This is a genomic window from Microbacterium sp. (assembly GCF_049661145.1).
Lineage (GTDB): Bacteria > Actinomycetota > Actinomycetes > Actinomycetales > Microbacteriaceae > Microbacterium.
In genome coordinates this window covers 16,611-30,529 of record NZ_JBASZT010000280.1, presented here as the reverse complement: position 1 = coordinate 30,529, position 13,919 = coordinate 16,611, and the positions used below count along the sequence as shown (strand labels likewise).

15 protein-coding genes and 3 tRNA genes are annotated in these 13,919 nt (G+C 68.6%); 13 read left to right on the top strand and 5 right to left on the bottom strand.

Annotated elements, in window-relative coordinates; all coding sequences use genetic code 11:
• Window positions 1–661, top strand: a 661-nt coding sequence (locus tag WBP48_RS11900; RefSeq protein WP_424440678.1) for an alpha/beta hydrolase, incomplete at its 5' end; no start/stop codon positions are given.
• Window positions 662–744: 83 nt separating this feature from the next.
• Here the strand turns inward: WBP48_RS11900 and WBP48_RS11895 are convergent.
• Entirely contained in the window at window positions 745–1,179 is a 435-nt protein-coding gene (locus WBP48_RS11895) for a hypothetical protein (RefSeq protein ID WP_424440676.1), read from the bottom strand.
• Window positions 1,180–1,269: 90 nt separating this feature from the next.
• Entirely contained in the window at window positions 1,270–1,758 is a 489-nt protein-coding gene (locus WBP48_RS11890) for a YajQ family cyclic di-GMP-binding protein (RefSeq protein WP_424440674.1), read from the bottom strand.
• Between the two features lie 42 nt (window positions 1,759–1,800).
• Here WBP48_RS11890 and WBP48_RS11885 point away from each other — a divergent pair, with 42 nt between their 5' ends.
• The 10 genes from WBP48_RS11885 to WBP48_RS11840 all read left to right on the top strand — a co-directional run bounded on the left by WBP48_RS11885 (window position 1,801) and on the right by WBP48_RS11840 (window position 8,320).
• Window positions 1,801–2,286 (top strand): FBP domain-containing protein, encoded by a 486-nt coding sequence (locus tag WBP48_RS11885; RefSeq protein WP_424440672.1) that lies wholly within the window; start codon window positions 1,801–1,803, stop codon window positions 2,284–2,286.
• Between the two features lie 137 nt (window positions 2,287–2,423).
• Window positions 2,424–2,505: transfer RNA gene (locus WBP48_RS11880), tRNA-Tyr, on the top strand.
• A gap of 144 nt (window positions 2,506–2,649) precedes the next feature.
• Window positions 2,650–3,555 (top strand): hypothetical protein, encoded by a 906-nt coding sequence (locus WBP48_RS11875; RefSeq protein WP_424440670.1) that lies wholly within the window; start codon window positions 2,650–2,652, stop codon window positions 3,553–3,555.
• Window positions 3,556–3,714: 159 nt separating this feature from the next.
• Window positions 3,715–4,506, top strand: a complete 792-nt coding sequence (locus tag WBP48_RS11870; protein ID WP_424440668.1) for an inositol monophosphatase family protein — start codon at window positions 3,715–3,717, stop codon at window positions 4,504–4,506.
• A 179-nt stretch (window positions 4,507–4,685) separates the two neighbouring features.
• Window positions 4,686–6,134: a M23 family metallopeptidase gene (locus tag WBP48_RS11865; RefSeq protein WP_424440666.1), complete on the top strand. Its 1,449-nt coding sequence runs from the start codon at window positions 4,686–4,688 to the stop codon at window positions 6,132–6,134.
• A gap of 61 nt (window positions 6,135–6,195) precedes the next feature.
• A tRNA-Thr gene (locus tag WBP48_RS11860) sits at window positions 6,196–6,267 on the top strand.
• A gap of 35 nt (window positions 6,268–6,302) precedes the next feature.
• A tRNA-Met gene (locus WBP48_RS11855) sits at window positions 6,303–6,376 on the top strand.
• A 468-nt stretch (window positions 6,377–6,844) separates the two neighbouring features.
• Complete coding sequence (locus tag WBP48_RS11850) at window positions 6,845–7,276, top strand: excisionase family DNA-binding protein (protein WP_424440664.1); 432 nt, start codon at window positions 6,845–6,847, stop codon at window positions 7,274–7,276.
• The gene (locus WBP48_RS11845; RefSeq protein ID WP_424440662.1) at window positions 7,276–7,827 is read left to right on the top strand and encodes a PIN domain-containing protein; all 552 of its coding nucleotides are present in this window, start codon (window positions 7,276–7,278) and stop codon (window positions 7,825–7,827) included. Before WBP48_RS11850 ends, WBP48_RS11845 begins: the two co-directional genes overlap by 1 nt.
• Window positions 7,828–7,864: 37 nt before the next feature.
• On the top strand, window positions 7,865–8,320 hold the full coding sequence (locus WBP48_RS11840; protein ID WP_424440660.1) for a TOTE conflict system archaeo-eukaryotic primase domain-containing protein: 456 nt from the start codon (window positions 7,865–7,867) through the stop codon (window positions 8,318–8,320).
• On the opposite strand, the gene WBP48_RS11835 is transcribed toward WBP48_RS11840, so the two are convergent.
• The 3 genes from WBP48_RS11835 to WBP48_RS11825 form a co-directional block, all read right to left on the bottom strand.
• The gene (locus WBP48_RS11835) at window positions 8,317–9,354 is read right to left on the bottom strand and encodes a YeiH family protein (protein ID WP_424440658.1); all 1,038 of its coding nucleotides are present in this window, start codon (window positions 9,352–9,354) and stop codon (window positions 8,317–8,319) included. The two genes, WBP48_RS11840 and WBP48_RS11835, sit on opposite strands and share 4 nt — an antisense overlap.
• Before the next feature lie 121 nt (window positions 9,355–9,475).
• The gene (locus tag WBP48_RS11830; RefSeq protein WP_424440656.1) at window positions 9,476–11,368 is read right to left on the bottom strand and encodes a heavy metal translocating P-type ATPase; all 1,893 of its coding nucleotides are present in this window, start codon (window positions 11,366–11,368) and stop codon (window positions 9,476–9,478) included.
• On the bottom strand, window positions 11,365–11,751 hold the full coding sequence (locus tag WBP48_RS11825) for an ArsR/SmtB family transcription factor (RefSeq protein WP_424440654.1): 387 nt from the start codon (window positions 11,749–11,751) through the stop codon (window positions 11,365–11,367). The genes WBP48_RS11830 and WBP48_RS11825 overlap by 4 nt, the downstream gene beginning before the upstream one ends.
• A 96-nt stretch (window positions 11,752–11,847) precedes the next feature.
• Between WBP48_RS11825 and WBP48_RS11820 the strand changes: the two genes are divergently transcribed.
• Window positions 11,848–12,474 (top strand): TetR/AcrR family transcriptional regulator, encoded by a 627-nt coding sequence (locus tag WBP48_RS11820; protein ID WP_424440652.1) that lies wholly within the window; start codon window positions 11,848–11,850, stop codon window positions 12,472–12,474.
• Window positions 12,471–13,916 (top strand): MFS transporter, encoded by a 1,446-nt coding sequence (locus WBP48_RS11815; RefSeq protein WP_424440650.1) that lies wholly within the window; start codon window positions 12,471–12,473, stop codon window positions 13,914–13,916. Before WBP48_RS11820 ends, WBP48_RS11815 begins: the two co-directional genes overlap by 4 nt.
• Window positions 13,917–13,919: the final 3 nt, after the last annotated feature.

Below are 13,919 nucleotides of genomic sequence, written 5' to 3'. Positions count from 1 at the left end.
GCCGGAGTCAGAGCGCACGGCAGCGGCCGGAGCCGAGCCCGCGCGGCGCGGGCGACGGCTCGTGCTCATGGGACACTCCACGGGAGGTCTGACGCTGACGCTGTGGGCGGCGCGGCATCCGGGGTCGGCATCGGCCCTCGTCCTCAACAGCCCGTGGCTGGAGCTGCAGACGGGGGCGATCGGGCGGCAGGCGATGGCGCCGCTCGTGCAGATGCGCGCGCGGTTCGATCCGCTGGGAGTGCATCCGGTCGTTGACCTGGGGTTTTACACGAGGGCGCAGCGGCTGATCGGCACGCTGCCCGACAGCCCCGAGGGTTGGCGGCCCGAGCGCGGGTTCCCGACGCACCCGAAGTGGCTCTTCGCCATCATGGCCGGTCACGCGCGGATCGCCGGGGGAGTGGATGCCGGGTGCCCCGCGTTCGTGCTGCTCTCGCGCCGCTCGACCTCTCCGGTGCAGTGGTCGGAGCAGATGACCTCGACAGACAGCGTGCTCACCGTGGACAACATCGCGCGCGCCGCGACGCGGATCGGCGGGGATGTCACGGTGGCTCGCATCGAGGATGCGATCCACGACGTGTTCCTGTCGGCGCCCGCGCCACGCGCCGCGGCCTATGCTGCGCTGCGCCGCTGGCTCGTCGCGCCGGGAATCGCCGCGCCCTGATGGCCGCAAGCGGTCCTCTGGGGCGGACCCCGTTTCGACTCGGTCGCTGCGCTCCCTCACTCAACACACGGGAGGAGCTCCGATCAGTCGCCCATCGTGATCTGCTGCGCGAGCTCGTCGATCTCGTCGTCCGGCAGATCGATGCCTGCCTGCTCGAGGCGCTGCGCGAGCACGCGCCGCACCTCGTCGGCATCCGAAGTGGCGACGTCGGCGCGCACCTGGGCGACGATGCCCGAGACCTTCTCGACCTCAGACGCGTTGTTCTGCGACATTGAGGGAAGGCGCTGCTCCTGCGCGCCCGACAGAGCGTCCTGCGACGATCCCGACCCGTCGCGGCCGCCGTCCTGCCCGTGGTGATCAGACCCTGGCGGCACGACGGGAGCCACCTGCGGCCCGCCGATGACGCCGATCCCGACCGCCTGGTGGCTGACGCCGTCGTCCGACACCTCGTGCGCCTCGGCATCCGCCGCCGGCTCTTCGCTCCGCGTCTGCACGCCGTCCTGCTGGGTGTTGCTCATGTCCGCCGTCCTTTCCGTCGCGTCCCACTCTTCGCGGCAAGGCGGCGCGTCGGCAGGGGGTTGACGGAGCGGATGCCGCGGGGTAACGATTCAGCGGTAGTTGACGAACTGGAGGTCGACGTCGAGGTCGGCGGCCTTGAGCAGGCGCTGGACCTCCTGCAGGTCGTCGCGGGACTTCGACTGCACCCGCAGCTCGTCGCCCTGGATCTGCGCCTTGACCGACTTGGGACCCTCGTCGCGGATGAGCTTCGCGATCTTCTTCGCGTTCTCCGATGAGATCCCCTCTTTGAGCGTGGAGGTGATGCGGCATTCCTTGCCGGATGCCGTCGGCTCACCCGACTCGAGCGACTTCAGCGAGATTCCCCGCTTGATGAGCTTCGACTGGAACACGTCGAGGATCGCCTTCGCGCGCTCTTCGCTGTTCGCCTTGATGAGGATCGCCTCGCCGCTCCACTCGATCGAGGCACCCGTGCCCTTGAAGTCGTAGCGCTGCTCGACCTCTTTGCGGGCTTGATTGAGGGCGTTGTCCGCCTCTTGACGATCGATTTTCGAGACCACGTCGAACGAGCTGTCAGCCATGCAGGCGAGTTTAGCCGCGGCATCCGTTCGTAGACTTGCGGCATGCAGCCGCTCACCGAGGACCAGGTGCGCGCCGCGCTCGTGAACGCGACGCCCGACGAACTCGAGCGGGTCGCCGTGCCTCTCTCGCTCGTCCTGGCCGACTGGGATCATCTGGACTTCCTGGCGTGGCCCGACCCCGAGACCCGCGGTCGTGGGTACGTCGTCGTGGAGCGTGGCGGCGTGCCGACCGGGATCGTGCTGCGCGCGGCATCCGGCGGACGCTCGCGTGCGGCCCTGTGCAACCTCTGTCACACGATGCAGCCGGGCAATCAAGTCGCCCTGTTCACGGCGCGCAGGGCGGGGGATGCCGGGGCGCGCGGCGACAGCGTCGGCACCTACATCTGCGCAGACCTCGGCTGCCACGAGAACGTGCGGCTTGCTGCTCCGCTTGCGCCGAGTGAGGTGCGCGCGAGCGTGGATCGCCGGATCGACGGCACGCGCCACCGCGTCGAGGCGTTCGTGGAGCGCGTGGTCGCGGGGGATTGAGGACGCGGGCGACTGGGCTTGCGGTCGGCATCCGGCGAGTGGATGCCGGGGATGCTGGTTTTCCGCACGCCGCGCGGCCAGGTAGGATTGTTGATCGCGCCTCCGATCGACTGGACAAGCCGGGCGGGTGCGCACCTGGCGAGTTACCCAAGCGGCCAAAGGGATCTGACTGTAAATCAGCCGTCTTCGACTTCGGGGGTTCGAATCCCTCACTCGCCACCGATCGACCGAGGGGCTCCGCATGCGTGGGGCCCCTCGGTCGTGTCGGCATCCTGTGGACAACCCCACCCGCACCCATCCCACCGTGTCAGGATGGGGAGTACCAGGTCTTACCGGGGCGCCCCGCCCGGCGAAGGGAATGACATGAGTCAGCCGATCACCTCTCCAGAGTCGAACAAGGTCCTGCGTGCCGCGATCTGGGTGGCGATCGGCGCCCTGATCGCGGCGGCGATCGTCTGCGTCGTGTGGGTGATCATCGGCGACTCCGACGGCATCGTCGGCAAGGCGTTCCTCACGATCCTGCTGCTTGCCGGCTTCGCGGGGGTGTCGATCATGGAGGCGAACCTCGCCGCCCGCCGTCCTGCGTGGCTCACCCTCGCCAGCGTCGTGTCGTGGGTGCTGCTGCTGCTGATCGGCGCGTTCCTCATCTGGATGCCGACCGGCGAGTGGTACTACGGCGGGGACCGGGTCTTCAAGTTCATCCTCATCGGGTTGATCATTCAGGGGGCGCTGCTGCACGCGCGGCTGTACCTGAAGTCGTTCCTGCGCCACCAGACGACGTTCACCACGATCGTGACCTACGTCACGATCGGCCTCGTCGTCATCCTCGCGGCCATGCTCGTGCTGCCGATCATGACGGAGGAGTTCGTCGACTACCGCCCGCTGTACTGGCGTGTGGTGGTTGCGCTGGCGATCCTCGCCGCCGTCGGCACCGCCCTGGTGCCGCTCGTGAACGCGCTGTTCGCTCCGAAGAAGCCGCGCCCAGTGGCGCGACCGACGGCATATGCTGCGTCGGCGCCCGTGCTGCAGTGGCCGACTTATGCCGACGGGGTGACGCCGCTTCCAGTCCTTCCGGACGGAACTCCCGACTGGAACGCCTACTACACCGGCCAGCCCACCTATCCGCAGAGCCCGGCCCGGGTGGTGCCCGCGCCGACCGCCGCCCCTGCCGCTCCCGGAGCCCCGACTCCGTCGGAGCCCGCGCCGCACGCGCAGCCCGGCTACCAGGGCTTCCCGCCCCCGCCGCCGTTGCCGCCGCAGCAGGGCTGAGTCGTCGGCATCCGTCCGTGATGCAGGTTTGATGCCCGGGGCGGCAGCGCCCTGAAGGGCTGAGTCGTCCTGACGCCGGTTTCGATGCCCCGGGGCGCGGCAGCGCCCTGAGAGGCTGCGTCGTCGGCATCCGCCCGTCGTACGCGTAGCGTGTGGGGTATGACGGATGCCGAGGAGTTGCTGCCGATTGCTGTCGATATCGCCCGCGAGGCCGGGGAACTGGCGCGGCGGCGACGCTCTGAAGGCGTGGCGATCGCGGCGACGAAATCGACCATCGCCGACATCGTGACGGAGGCCGATCGCGAGGTCGAGAACCTCATCCGGGCGCGTCTCGCGGCCGTCCGGCCCGACGATGGGTTTCTCGGGGAGGAGTCCGGAGCCGAGGGCGGGACCAGCGGCATCACGTGGGTCGTCGACCCGATCGACGGGACCGTGAACTACGCCTACGGCATTCCGCACTACGCCGTCAGCATCGCCGCCGTTGCGGGCGACCCCGACCCTGCACGCTGGGCGGCGCTGGTCGGCGTGGTCTACGCGCCCGCCATCGACGAGCTCTTCTCCGCAGCCCGCGGTACCGGTGCGTGGCTCGGAACTCAGCGGCTCGCGGTAGTGCACGCGACGGATGCCGGGGCGCTCCTGGCGACGGGGTTCGGCTACGACCCGGCGACGCACGGGCCCGATCTGGAGCGTGTCCGCCGCGTGATGCCGCTCGCACGGGACCTCCGGCGAGGCGGATCTGCGGCGCTCGATCTCGCGTACGTCGCCGCCGGACGGCTCGACGGGTACTTCGAGCGCGGCTTGCACCCCTGGGATCACGCCGCGGGAGCCTTGCTGGTCACCGAGGCGGGCGGACTGGTCGACGGCAGTCCAGATGGCGTACCGGGGCGACAGATGACGATCGCTGCAGGCCCCGGGCTGTTCGAGCGGCTGCGCGAGGTCATCGGCAGCTGAGCCGTCCCCCTCCGGGCGAGCTGTGACCATCCGGCGGCGCTCACGGCATTCCCAGCGGCGGCGGAGTAGGGTTTACCCGTTCGTTACTTTCGTCGCCCGAACGGCGGAGTGACACGAAGCCCGAAGTACGTCGTCGCAGCGGATAACCCGGTCGCTGCGGCCAGACGAGAGCCTGACATGTGACCCCCGACACGCCCTCGGCCAACGCTCCCCGTGTGCACAGCGCTGCCGAACGACCCGCCGCGGCCGATGCCGCGAAGGGGCTGGGCGTCATGACGCGCGCCGAATACCGCCGCCTGGCGGCGGCGGCCGCCGCGTCGTCCGGGGCCGCTGCAGAGACGTCACATCCCGCTCTGATCGAACCCGCTCTCGCTGAGCCCGCGGTCGCAGAGGCGGTGCCGGCCGACGACGCTCCCGAGACGTTGTCGCTCGCCGAGAGCGTCGTGGCCGATGTCGCCGCCGCGATCGTCGCCGAGACCGCCATCGGTGCGCAGCCCGACGCGGCTTCCCGTCGCCGCCTTCGTGAGGCGGCACGCGCTGTCTTCGAGGCGGTCGCCGACGAGACCGCCGTGCCGCGCGAGCTGCACGCGGGCGTCGCTTCCCACGCTGCTGAGCGAGCGACTCTCAAGCCCGCGGCTGAGGTACCGGTGATCGGTCAGATGCCCGCGGCATCCGCCTTCGTCACCCGTCCCGCCACGTCCGAGGCGACGGACCGCCTCGTCGATGAGTTCGAGATCGCGGCGCGTCTGTTCTCCTTCGCGGGGGAAATGCCCGCGCAGCGCCCCGTCGTCGACGGCGACCTTCCCGTGGCGGGATCGGCGCGACCCGCACGGCCGACGGAGCACGTCGCGCCACGCCGCGCTCGCCTGTACGGTGGCGGCATCGTGAAGCGCATGGCCGCAGCATCCGTCTCGCTCGGCGTGATGACGATCGTGGGGCTCCTCGCGGTGGGGACGACGACGCCGGCAGCGGCGGTCGCCGCCGTGTCGGACGGGTCGGCGGACCTCACGGTCGCCGCCGCGCCGAAGCCGACCGACAAGCCCGAAGAGATCCAGGCGTTCGTGGCGTCGGGCGACACCGGAGCCGACACTCTCGATCGACCGGAGTCGTACAACGTCGCGTCGATGGCCGAAATCGCCGCCGACTCGGGCGTGACGATCTTCGCCGGCACGTGGGTCAACGATCCGTCGGCGGCGATCCAGTGGCCGTTCCCGGTCGGGGTGCCGATTTCGGCGGCATACGGCTCGATCTCTTACCTGTCGCAGTTCTCCACGCCGCACCGCGGGGTCGACCTCACTCCCGGCCTCGGTGCCGAGGTGCATGCCGTCGCTGCGGGCACCGTGCGCATCGCCACGGAGGCCGGCGGCGACTACGGGGTGACCGTCCTCATCGACCACATCATCGACGGGCAGGTGGTCTCCACCCGCTACGGGCACATGCAGTACGGATCATTGCGTGTCAAGCAGGGCGACACGGTCACGGCAGGCGAGGTCATCGGCACCGTCGGGCAGACGGGCAAGGCGACGGGGCCGCACCTGCACCTCGAGGTGCTACTGGGCGGCACGACGCACACCGACCCGATTTCATGGCTGACCGAGCACACCACGGGCGCCCACACGGTCGGTTGATTCGTTCGGCTCGACTCGCGCGCTCTGATATTCTTTTCTGGTTGCCCGTTTGCGGGTGCACGCCCCGATAGCTCAGTGGCAGAGCACTTCCATGGTAAGGAAGGGGTCGTCAGTTCAATCCTGACTCGGGGCTCGCATCCTCCCGTTCCTCGGCTCGGGAGGCGTCGCGGCGGAGTAGCTCAGTTGGTGAGAGCGCACGACTCATAATCGTGAGGTCGCGGGTTCGAGTCCCGCCTCCGCTACCGAATGTAGAAGGCTGGAACACCCGACGTCGCGATTATGGGTCGTGGCTTTATGGCCTTTCTCTTTCGCCGGTTGCTCTTGGCTTTCCTTGTAGCCGGTGTGTTGCTAGGCGATGAGGTGGCGGATGTCATCGAGTTCGGCGCTGATGCGGTCTTGGTCGCGTTGGAACTGTTCGCCCGTCGCCTCCGCGGCGCGGCGTTCGACCACCTCACCGCCAGACTGCGTACCCGCAGGCCAGCCAGGACGCATCGTCCGTCTCGTCCAGATCGTCGCCGACCCATCCGTCCGGCCCCCGCGCACCCTCGCCAGCCTCCCCTCCCGTGGCATCGCCGCCGGACGAGGGGCAACCGCCGCGACGGCCACCGCGCAGGGGATGAGTCGCTGAACAGCCCGGATCGGAGCAGCACACGATACACTTATTGCGTTTGATTCGTTTGTTTCGTTGAGGGAGTAGGCCGATGAGTGGAGTGGCGACGCTGGTGCCTGAGCCGGCGGACACGGAGATGGCTGCCTCGGCGCTGCGCGGGTTGGACAGTGCGCTTGACGCGGACACGCCCGTGCGCTTGCGAGTCGGCGGGCGGGACGGTGACCTTCTGGTGCCGCGTTCGGCGCTGGCGGCGCTGGTGCAGGTGCTTGACAGCTTCGCGCGCGGCGAGGGCGTGACGGTGATCCCCGCGCACGCGGAGTTGACGACGGGTCAGGCGGCGGAGGTGCTGAATGTGTCGCGTCCGTTTCTGGTCGGGCTGCTGGAAGCAGGTCTGATCGAGTACAGGACGGTCGGCACACACCGGCGGGTGAAGGCGGCATCGCTCGGGCGCTACCTGCGGGAGGACGATGCCCGCCGGACCGCGGTCGCGGACGCGCTGGCGGCAGAGACCCGGGAACTGGGATTCGCCTGATGTCATTGGTCGTCGTTTACGACGCCAACGTGCTTTACCCATCGACGCTTCGCGATGTGCTGATCAGGGCCGGCATCGCGCGGCTCGTGCGACCGAAGTGGACCGACGACATCCTCGACGAGGTGTTCGAGAATCTCCGCAAGAACCGGCCTGACCTCGATCCTGCACGATTGGACCGCACCCGCGGGTTGATGAATGGCGCGATCCGCGACGTCAGGGTGACCGGCTACGAGCAACATATCGAGGGGCTGCGGCTGCCCGACCCCGATGACCGGCATGTTCTGGCCGCCGCGATCCAGGCCGAGGCGCAACTGATCGTCACTCACAACCTCCGCGACTTTCCGGTCGATGCGCTCACTCCCTGGGGCGTGGCGGCCGAGCATCCCGACCGGTTCTTGACCGACGTGCACAGCGAACACCCGGGTGTGCTCCGGGACATCGTGGTGGCCATCGTCACGGCCTGGGGAGGGGGCGCGACCACCGATGACGTCCTCGATCGGCTCGCCATCGACGCCCCGCGCGCCGCCGAGCGCATCCGAACGCAGATCTGAATCCGCACCAGCAGCGTGATAGGTAGCGTGGTCCCTGGTGAATGTCGAGCGAGACCTGAACGATGAGGCCGCAATCCTCCGACGCAGGATCGCGGAACTCGAACGCGAACTGGCGACCGCCCGCGCGGCTCTGCAGCGCTGGGAAAGCGATGCTCCATCGCCCACGACTGACGCTCATGCAGAGGCGAGGAGTGCGGCATCCGTTGATGCTGGGTCATCGCGCGCCGCGAAGGTCGAGTTGTTCCCTTCCCGGTTCGTGGGACGCGATGACATGTATGCCACGCGGTGGGTGAGTGGGCGCACCGGAAAGCCGGGGTGGAGTCCCTCGTATAGAGTGCGACGAGTTCGTCGACGTCTTAGCGGTGCCGGATGCCCCTCCGCTGCAGTCGCTCCCGATCGCAAACCCCCCGACCGCCAAGGGAGCAGACTCGCTACGACTACGGGGGCATCTCGCGAGAAGTGCCACGCTGTCGTCGATGACGCGCTTGGCTAGATATGGCCGGTGAGGAACATCGCACTGAGGGCGGTGAGAGCGACGAGCGCCGACAGAACGCCGCCGAGCGCGAGCGGCTTGAGGCCAGCGGCCCGGATCGCCCGGATGTCCGTGGACAGTCCGATGCCTGCCAGCGCGGTCGCGACCAGGAACACGCTGAGCCGGCCGAGGATCTCAGCTCCCGCCTCCGTGATGATCCCGGTGGACGCGATGAGCGCCATGATCACGAACCCGAACAGGAACCACGGAATCATCTTGAACACCCGCCGCGGGGTGAGGCGCTCATCGTCGCCATTGCGACGACCCTCGATGATCGCAAGCGTCACGCTGATCGGAATGATCATGAGCGTGCGCACCAGCTTGACGACGACGGCGAAGCCGAGCGCCGCACTGCTGAACACGGATGCCGCGGCCACGACCGAGCTGGTGTCGTTGACGGCCGTTCCCGCGAACAGGCCGAACGCGTGCGGCGTCATCCCGAGTGCGTGCCCAACGAGCGGAAACACGACAACCGCGAGGATGTTGAAAAGGAACACGGTCGAGATCGCGTAGGAGATATCGTGGCTCTTCGCCTTCACGATCGGCGCGACCGCAGCAATCGCCGAGGCCCCGCAGATGCCGGTGCCGACGCCGATAAGGGTGCGGATGTCGCGTTCGATACCCATCCACCGGCCAAGCAGCCATGCGGCGACGAGGCACACGATCAGCGAACTCAACATCACCGGCAATGACTCGGTACCGACCTCGACGATGCTCTTCAAGGAGAGCTGTGATCCCAGCAGCACAACCGCGCACTGCAGCACGAACTTCCCCGAGTACCCGATGCCCGGCACCACCTGGCCCGCGGGCTTGCGGATCACGGCGATGACGACGCCGATCATGACGGCCGGGATCGCAGAACCGACGAGTGGCACGAACGTGCCGATGACGGTGGCGATGACAGCGATCACGAGGCAAAGCAGCAGACCGAGCCAAACGTCGCTTCCACGAGCGACCAGCCGCCGGGGCAACGTGTTGACGGGTGAGAACTGCATGAGAGCCAGTCTGCCGCCACGCCTCGCGGCGCGGAGACATCAGAATGAGCCGCCGCCGAGGCATGCGCGTCTCGGCGACGCCGGTCGAGTATCCGCATAGGAGTCGCCGACAATGCGCCCGTCACGATCCGGGCGGTCGACCCTGATGACGGCGCCCCGGGATGAGTCGGGCGGAGTTGAGGATGAAGGCGGTTTCGCTTCCGACGTGGATGAAAGCGGCGAGCACGGGGCCGAGGAGGCCGAACGCTGCGAGACCCATGCCGATGAGGTCGACGACGATCGTGCCTGCGAAGTTGAACATGACGATTCGCCGGGCACGCTTGGCCACGAAAACGGTGTGGGCGAGGTCGTTCAGGTCGGAGCTGATGAGCACGACGTCGGCGCTTTCGCGGGCGATGTCGGTCCCGGATCCCATCGCGATTCCGACGTTGGCGCGTGCCAGGGCGGGCGCGTCGTTCACGCCGTCTCCGACCATCGCGAGCCGGTGTCCGGCGGCGCGTTCGGCATCGATGGCGGCGAGCTTCTGATCGGGGAGCAGGCCGGCGCGCACATCGTCGATGCCGAGCTCGGCGGCCACGGCTCGGGCCGTCGCGTCCTGATCGCCGGTGATGATGAGGGTGCGCAGCCCGCGACGATGCAGTTCGGCCACGGCGGCGTGGGCGGTGTCACGGATCGTGTCGGCGAGCAGGATGGTGCCGGCATACTCGCCGTCGATGCCGACGTGGACGGCCGTGGCGATGCGCTCCCCATCGATGACATCGGGCGCGTCGTTCACGAGGCCTTGGCTGCCGGCGGCGACACGTCTGCCGTCGACGATGGCGGTCACGCCGAGGCCCGGCCGATAGGCGAAGTCGTGCGCGGGGCCGACCGGCAGGGCTCGCTTTCGGGTGTGAGCGACGATGGCCACTCCGAGCGGATGCTCGGAGTAGGCCTCGGCGGCAGCCGCGAGGATCAGCAGTTCGTCTTCCGCGACGTTCTCGGTGGTGCGCACGGCGATCACTGCGGGAGCGCCCGTGGTGAGAGTTCCTGTCTTGTCGAACACGACGGTGTCGACGGTGGAGAGGGCTTCGAGGTGTGCGCCGTCCTTGACGAACGCACCGGAACGGGCGATTCGCGCGATCGCGGCGAGTACCGCCAGGGGAGTGCCCGCCGCGATGACGCAGGCCCCCGCGACGACGACGATGGAGATGGTGGCGGTGAGGTCCCGCGTGACGAGGTACGTGATGACCGCGCCCCCGAGGGCGAGGTAGACGAGCCACGCGGCGAGCTTGTCGGCCAAGCGCTGCACGGGCGGCTCGGACTCCTGCGCCTGTCGTACCGCTTCGACGATGCGCCCGTAGGACGACTGCGCGCCAACCCGCTCGGCGCGCACCTCCACCGCCCCGATCTGGTTGATGGAGCCCGCGAACACCTCGCTGCCGGTGGCGACGTCGACGGGCAGCGACTCGCCGGTGATGCGCGACTGATCCACCGTCGACTCCCCGGAGATCACGACGCCATCGACGGGAACTCGTCCGCCCGGCGCGACGACGACGAGCTGACCGGGCTCGACGGTCGCGAGCGGCACCGTCGCGATGTCGCCGCCCTGTCGCACCTGCACGGTGTCGGGGAGGAATGCCATGAGGTCGGTGAGCGCGTCACGGCCGCGGTCCATCGACAGGTCTTCCAAGATCTCGGCGGCGAGCACGAACGTCGTGATGAGCAGAGACGTCACCCATTCGCCGATCAGTGCGGCTGCCACGATCGCGATGAGCATCGACAGCTCCATGCTCATGCGCCGCTGCCGCACGTCGTGCAGAGCCTCGGTCAGGATCGGCCAACAGCCGACCACGAGGCCCACGACCGCGACCAGTGGCACCGCTGGCCACGGCCAGGTCAGGCCGAGGGCGACCGCGAGCGTGCAGGCCGCGACGAAGAGCATGCGTGCCACGTCGCCGCGATCGATCCTCCGCCACAGGCTCGTCGCCGCGGTTGGCGGTGCCTTGTCGGTCGCACGCGTGCCGGTCGCGCTCACCGCGTCTGCTCCGCGGTGGTGGTGATCGTGCCGTCGATGCCGTGGTGGTGCGGCGGGATGCCGTCGACCACGTGCTCCGCCTGGAAAACGGCATGCGTCACGAGCTCGCGTGCGTGCTCGTCCATCAGACTGTAGAAGACGCGCGTGCCCTCCTGACGAGCACGGACGATCTTCCCCCAGCGCAGCTTCGCGAGATGCTGCGACACCGCCGTCGGCGTCTTCCCCACCCGCTCCGCCAGTTCTCCGACGGCCAGCTCGCCTTCGCGCAACGCGAGGATGATCCGGATCCGCGTCGCATCCGACAGCAGCGAGAACACTTCGGCCGCGAGTTCGACGAACTGACTCTCGACCCCGAATGTGCATCTCTTCATATCTTCACGCATACGAAGATAATAGGAAAGAGAGCGGTGTGCGGCAAGAGGAAGTTGCGTCATCCGCGCGCAATGCATACGAAACACACCGTTCCGTATCGTTATCTCATGGTCGTCGAGCTCACCGCCCCGCAGGGGCGCCCCACCGACGAGGATCTGACGCGTCGGATCCTCGATGCCACCGCCGAGCTGCTCTACGAGCAGGGCTACGCGGCGCTGCGCATCGAGCAGGTCGCTCGTGCCGCGCAGTGCGGCAAGGCGGCAATCTACCGCCGCTACGGCGACAAGGTCGGGCTCGTCGTCGCCACCGTGCGCTCACGCGTCGCGCTCGGAGACATGCCCGATACCGGCAACACGGCCGACGACCTGCTCCAGCACGCGCTGCAGAATCAGCGCAACCAGTCCGACAACGCCCTGGGTCTCGGTCGTGCCATGCAGGCGATGTTCGAGCCCGACGTGTTTCCGATCCTGTGGACCGAGTTCTTCCAGCAGCGTCGTGAGCAGGGGGCGCAGATCATCGCCCGCGCCGTTGCGCGCGGCGAGCTTCCGGATGACGTCGACCCCGACGTCATCCTCGACGCGATCGCGGGCCTGACCCTGTACCGCCAGGCGGTCAAGGGCATCCGCATCGACGAGCACCACTACCGCGCCGTCATCGACGCGCTCCTGTCCCATCCTCCCCGTCGCCTGCCCGCTGAGACGGCACGCGACACCGAACGAAAAGACCACTCATGACCGATTCCCCGGCCCCCGCAACGGCCCCGACGGCGGGTGTGACCGCCCGTTCCGTCGTCGGCTTTCTCATCTTCTGCGAACTCGCGAGCGGGTTCGTGCAGGGCTACTACCCGCCCCTGCTCGGCGCCATCGCCGACCACCTTCAGGTCAGCGACGCCGACATCACCTGGTTCCTCACCGTCCAAAGCCTCTCGGCCGCGGTCTGCGTGCCGTTGCTCGCCAAGCTCGGCGACGTCTTCGGACACCGACGGATGCTGCGCATCGCCGTGGTCTGCGTCCTGGTGGGCGTCCTCGTGACCGCGTTCCTGCCGAACTACCCGATCATGCTCATCGCGCGGCTGCTCATCGGCCCCCTCGCGGTGTGGCTGCCGCTGGAGGTCGCGCTCGTCCACAACCGCATCAAGGGCGAGACCGCCCGCACCTCCATCGGCCTGCTCGTCTCGTGCCTCACCGGCGGGGCGATCCTCGGCACGATCTCGGCGGGCATCGTCTCGTCGCTGGTCGATTCCCTCGTCGTCGTCCTGCTCGTGCCCGCGCTGTTCGTCATCGTGAGCGTCTACGCCGTCTTCTTCAAGGTGCCCGAGTCCACCGACCGCACGCGCGTGAAGATCGACATCGTCGGTTTCGTCGGCCTCGGCGTCGCCATGGTCGTGTTGCTGATCGGGTTGCGGCTGGCGGCATCCGACGGCTTCGGCATCGCCACGATTCTCACCCTGGTCGTCGCGCTCGTCATCTTCGCGCTGTGGGTGCTGTGGGAGCTGCGCGTGTCGTCGCCCGCGATCGACGTGCGGCTCGTCGTCTCCCGCCGCGTCGGCCCCATCTACCTCACCGCGTTCCTGTTCGGCATGGTGATGTTCGGCACCCAGTCGCCGATCACGACTTTCCTCGCCGCCGACCCGGCCGAAACCGGCTACGGATTCGCGGCGAGCCCGGGGACTGCGTCGGCCGTCATCGCCGTCATCACGATCCTCGCCACCGTCGGAGCGGCGGTGTTCGCGCCGATCGCGCGGCGCATCGGCATCCGCACCGTCCTCATCGTCGGTGCCTCACTCGCTGCCGCCGGCCAGCTGTTCCAGATCGCGCTGCACACCCAGCTGACCGAGATCTTCATCGCCGCGGCGATCTCGGGCATCGGCATGGGTCTGCTGCTCGGCGCGCTTCCGGCGCTGCTGGCCGAACTCGCGCCGCACGACCAGACCGGCATCGCGACCGGCGTCTACAACTCGCTGCGCACCCTCGGTGGCGCGGCCGCCGGCGCCGTCTTCGCGCTCGTGCTCGCCTCGTTCACCTCCGCGGGCGAGCTCGCGTCCTCGATCGGCGGCTACATCTCGATCTGGGCGATCAGCGCCGCCGCGTTCATCGTGTGCATCATCGCGATCTCGACGCTGCGCATTCCGACGTCCGACGACCACCTCGCCGTCCCGGCGACCGTAGAGAGCTGAGTC

What these genes read in the sequence shown, in the direction of transcription:
- WBP48_RS11890 (WP_424440674.1), bottom strand. Translation starts at nt 1,758, where the DNA reads ATGGCTGACAGCTCGTTCGACGTGGTCTCGAAAATCGATCGTCAAGAG.
- WBP48_RS11875 (WP_424440670.1), top strand. Translation starts at nt 2,650, where the DNA reads ATGAGTCAGCCGATCACCTCTCCAGAGTCGAACAAGGTCCTGCGTGCC.
- WBP48_RS11825 (WP_424440654.1), bottom strand. Translation starts at nt 11,751, where the DNA reads ATGCGTGAAGATATGAAGAGATGCACATTCGGGGTCGAGAGTCAGTTC.
- WBP48_RS11885 (WP_424440672.1), top strand. Translation starts at nt 1,801, where the DNA reads ATGCAGCCGCTCACCGAGGACCAGGTGCGCGCCGCGCTCGTGAACGCG.
- WBP48_RS11870 (WP_424440668.1), top strand. Translation starts at nt 3,715, where the DNA reads ATGACGGATGCCGAGGAGTTGCTGCCGATTGCTGTCGATATCGCCCGC.
- WBP48_RS11845 (WP_424440662.1), top strand. Translation starts at nt 7,276, where the DNA reads ATGTCATTGGTCGTCGTTTACGACGCCAACGTGCTTTACCCATCGACG.
- WBP48_RS11835 (WP_424440658.1), bottom strand. Translation starts at nt 9,354, where the DNA reads ATGCAGTTCTCACCCGTCAACACGTTGCCCCGGCGGCTGGTCGCTCGT.
- WBP48_RS11815 (WP_424440650.1), top strand. Translation starts at nt 12,471, where the DNA reads ATGACCGATTCCCCGGCCCCCGCAACGGCCCCGACGGCGGGTGTGACC.
- WBP48_RS11895 (WP_424440676.1), bottom strand. Translation starts at nt 1,179, where the DNA reads ATGAGCAACACCCAGCAGGACGGCGTGCAGACGCGGAGCGAAGAGCCG.
- WBP48_RS11820 (WP_424440652.1), top strand. Translation starts at nt 11,848, where the DNA reads ATGGTCGTCGAGCTCACCGCCCCGCAGGGGCGCCCCACCGACGAGGAT.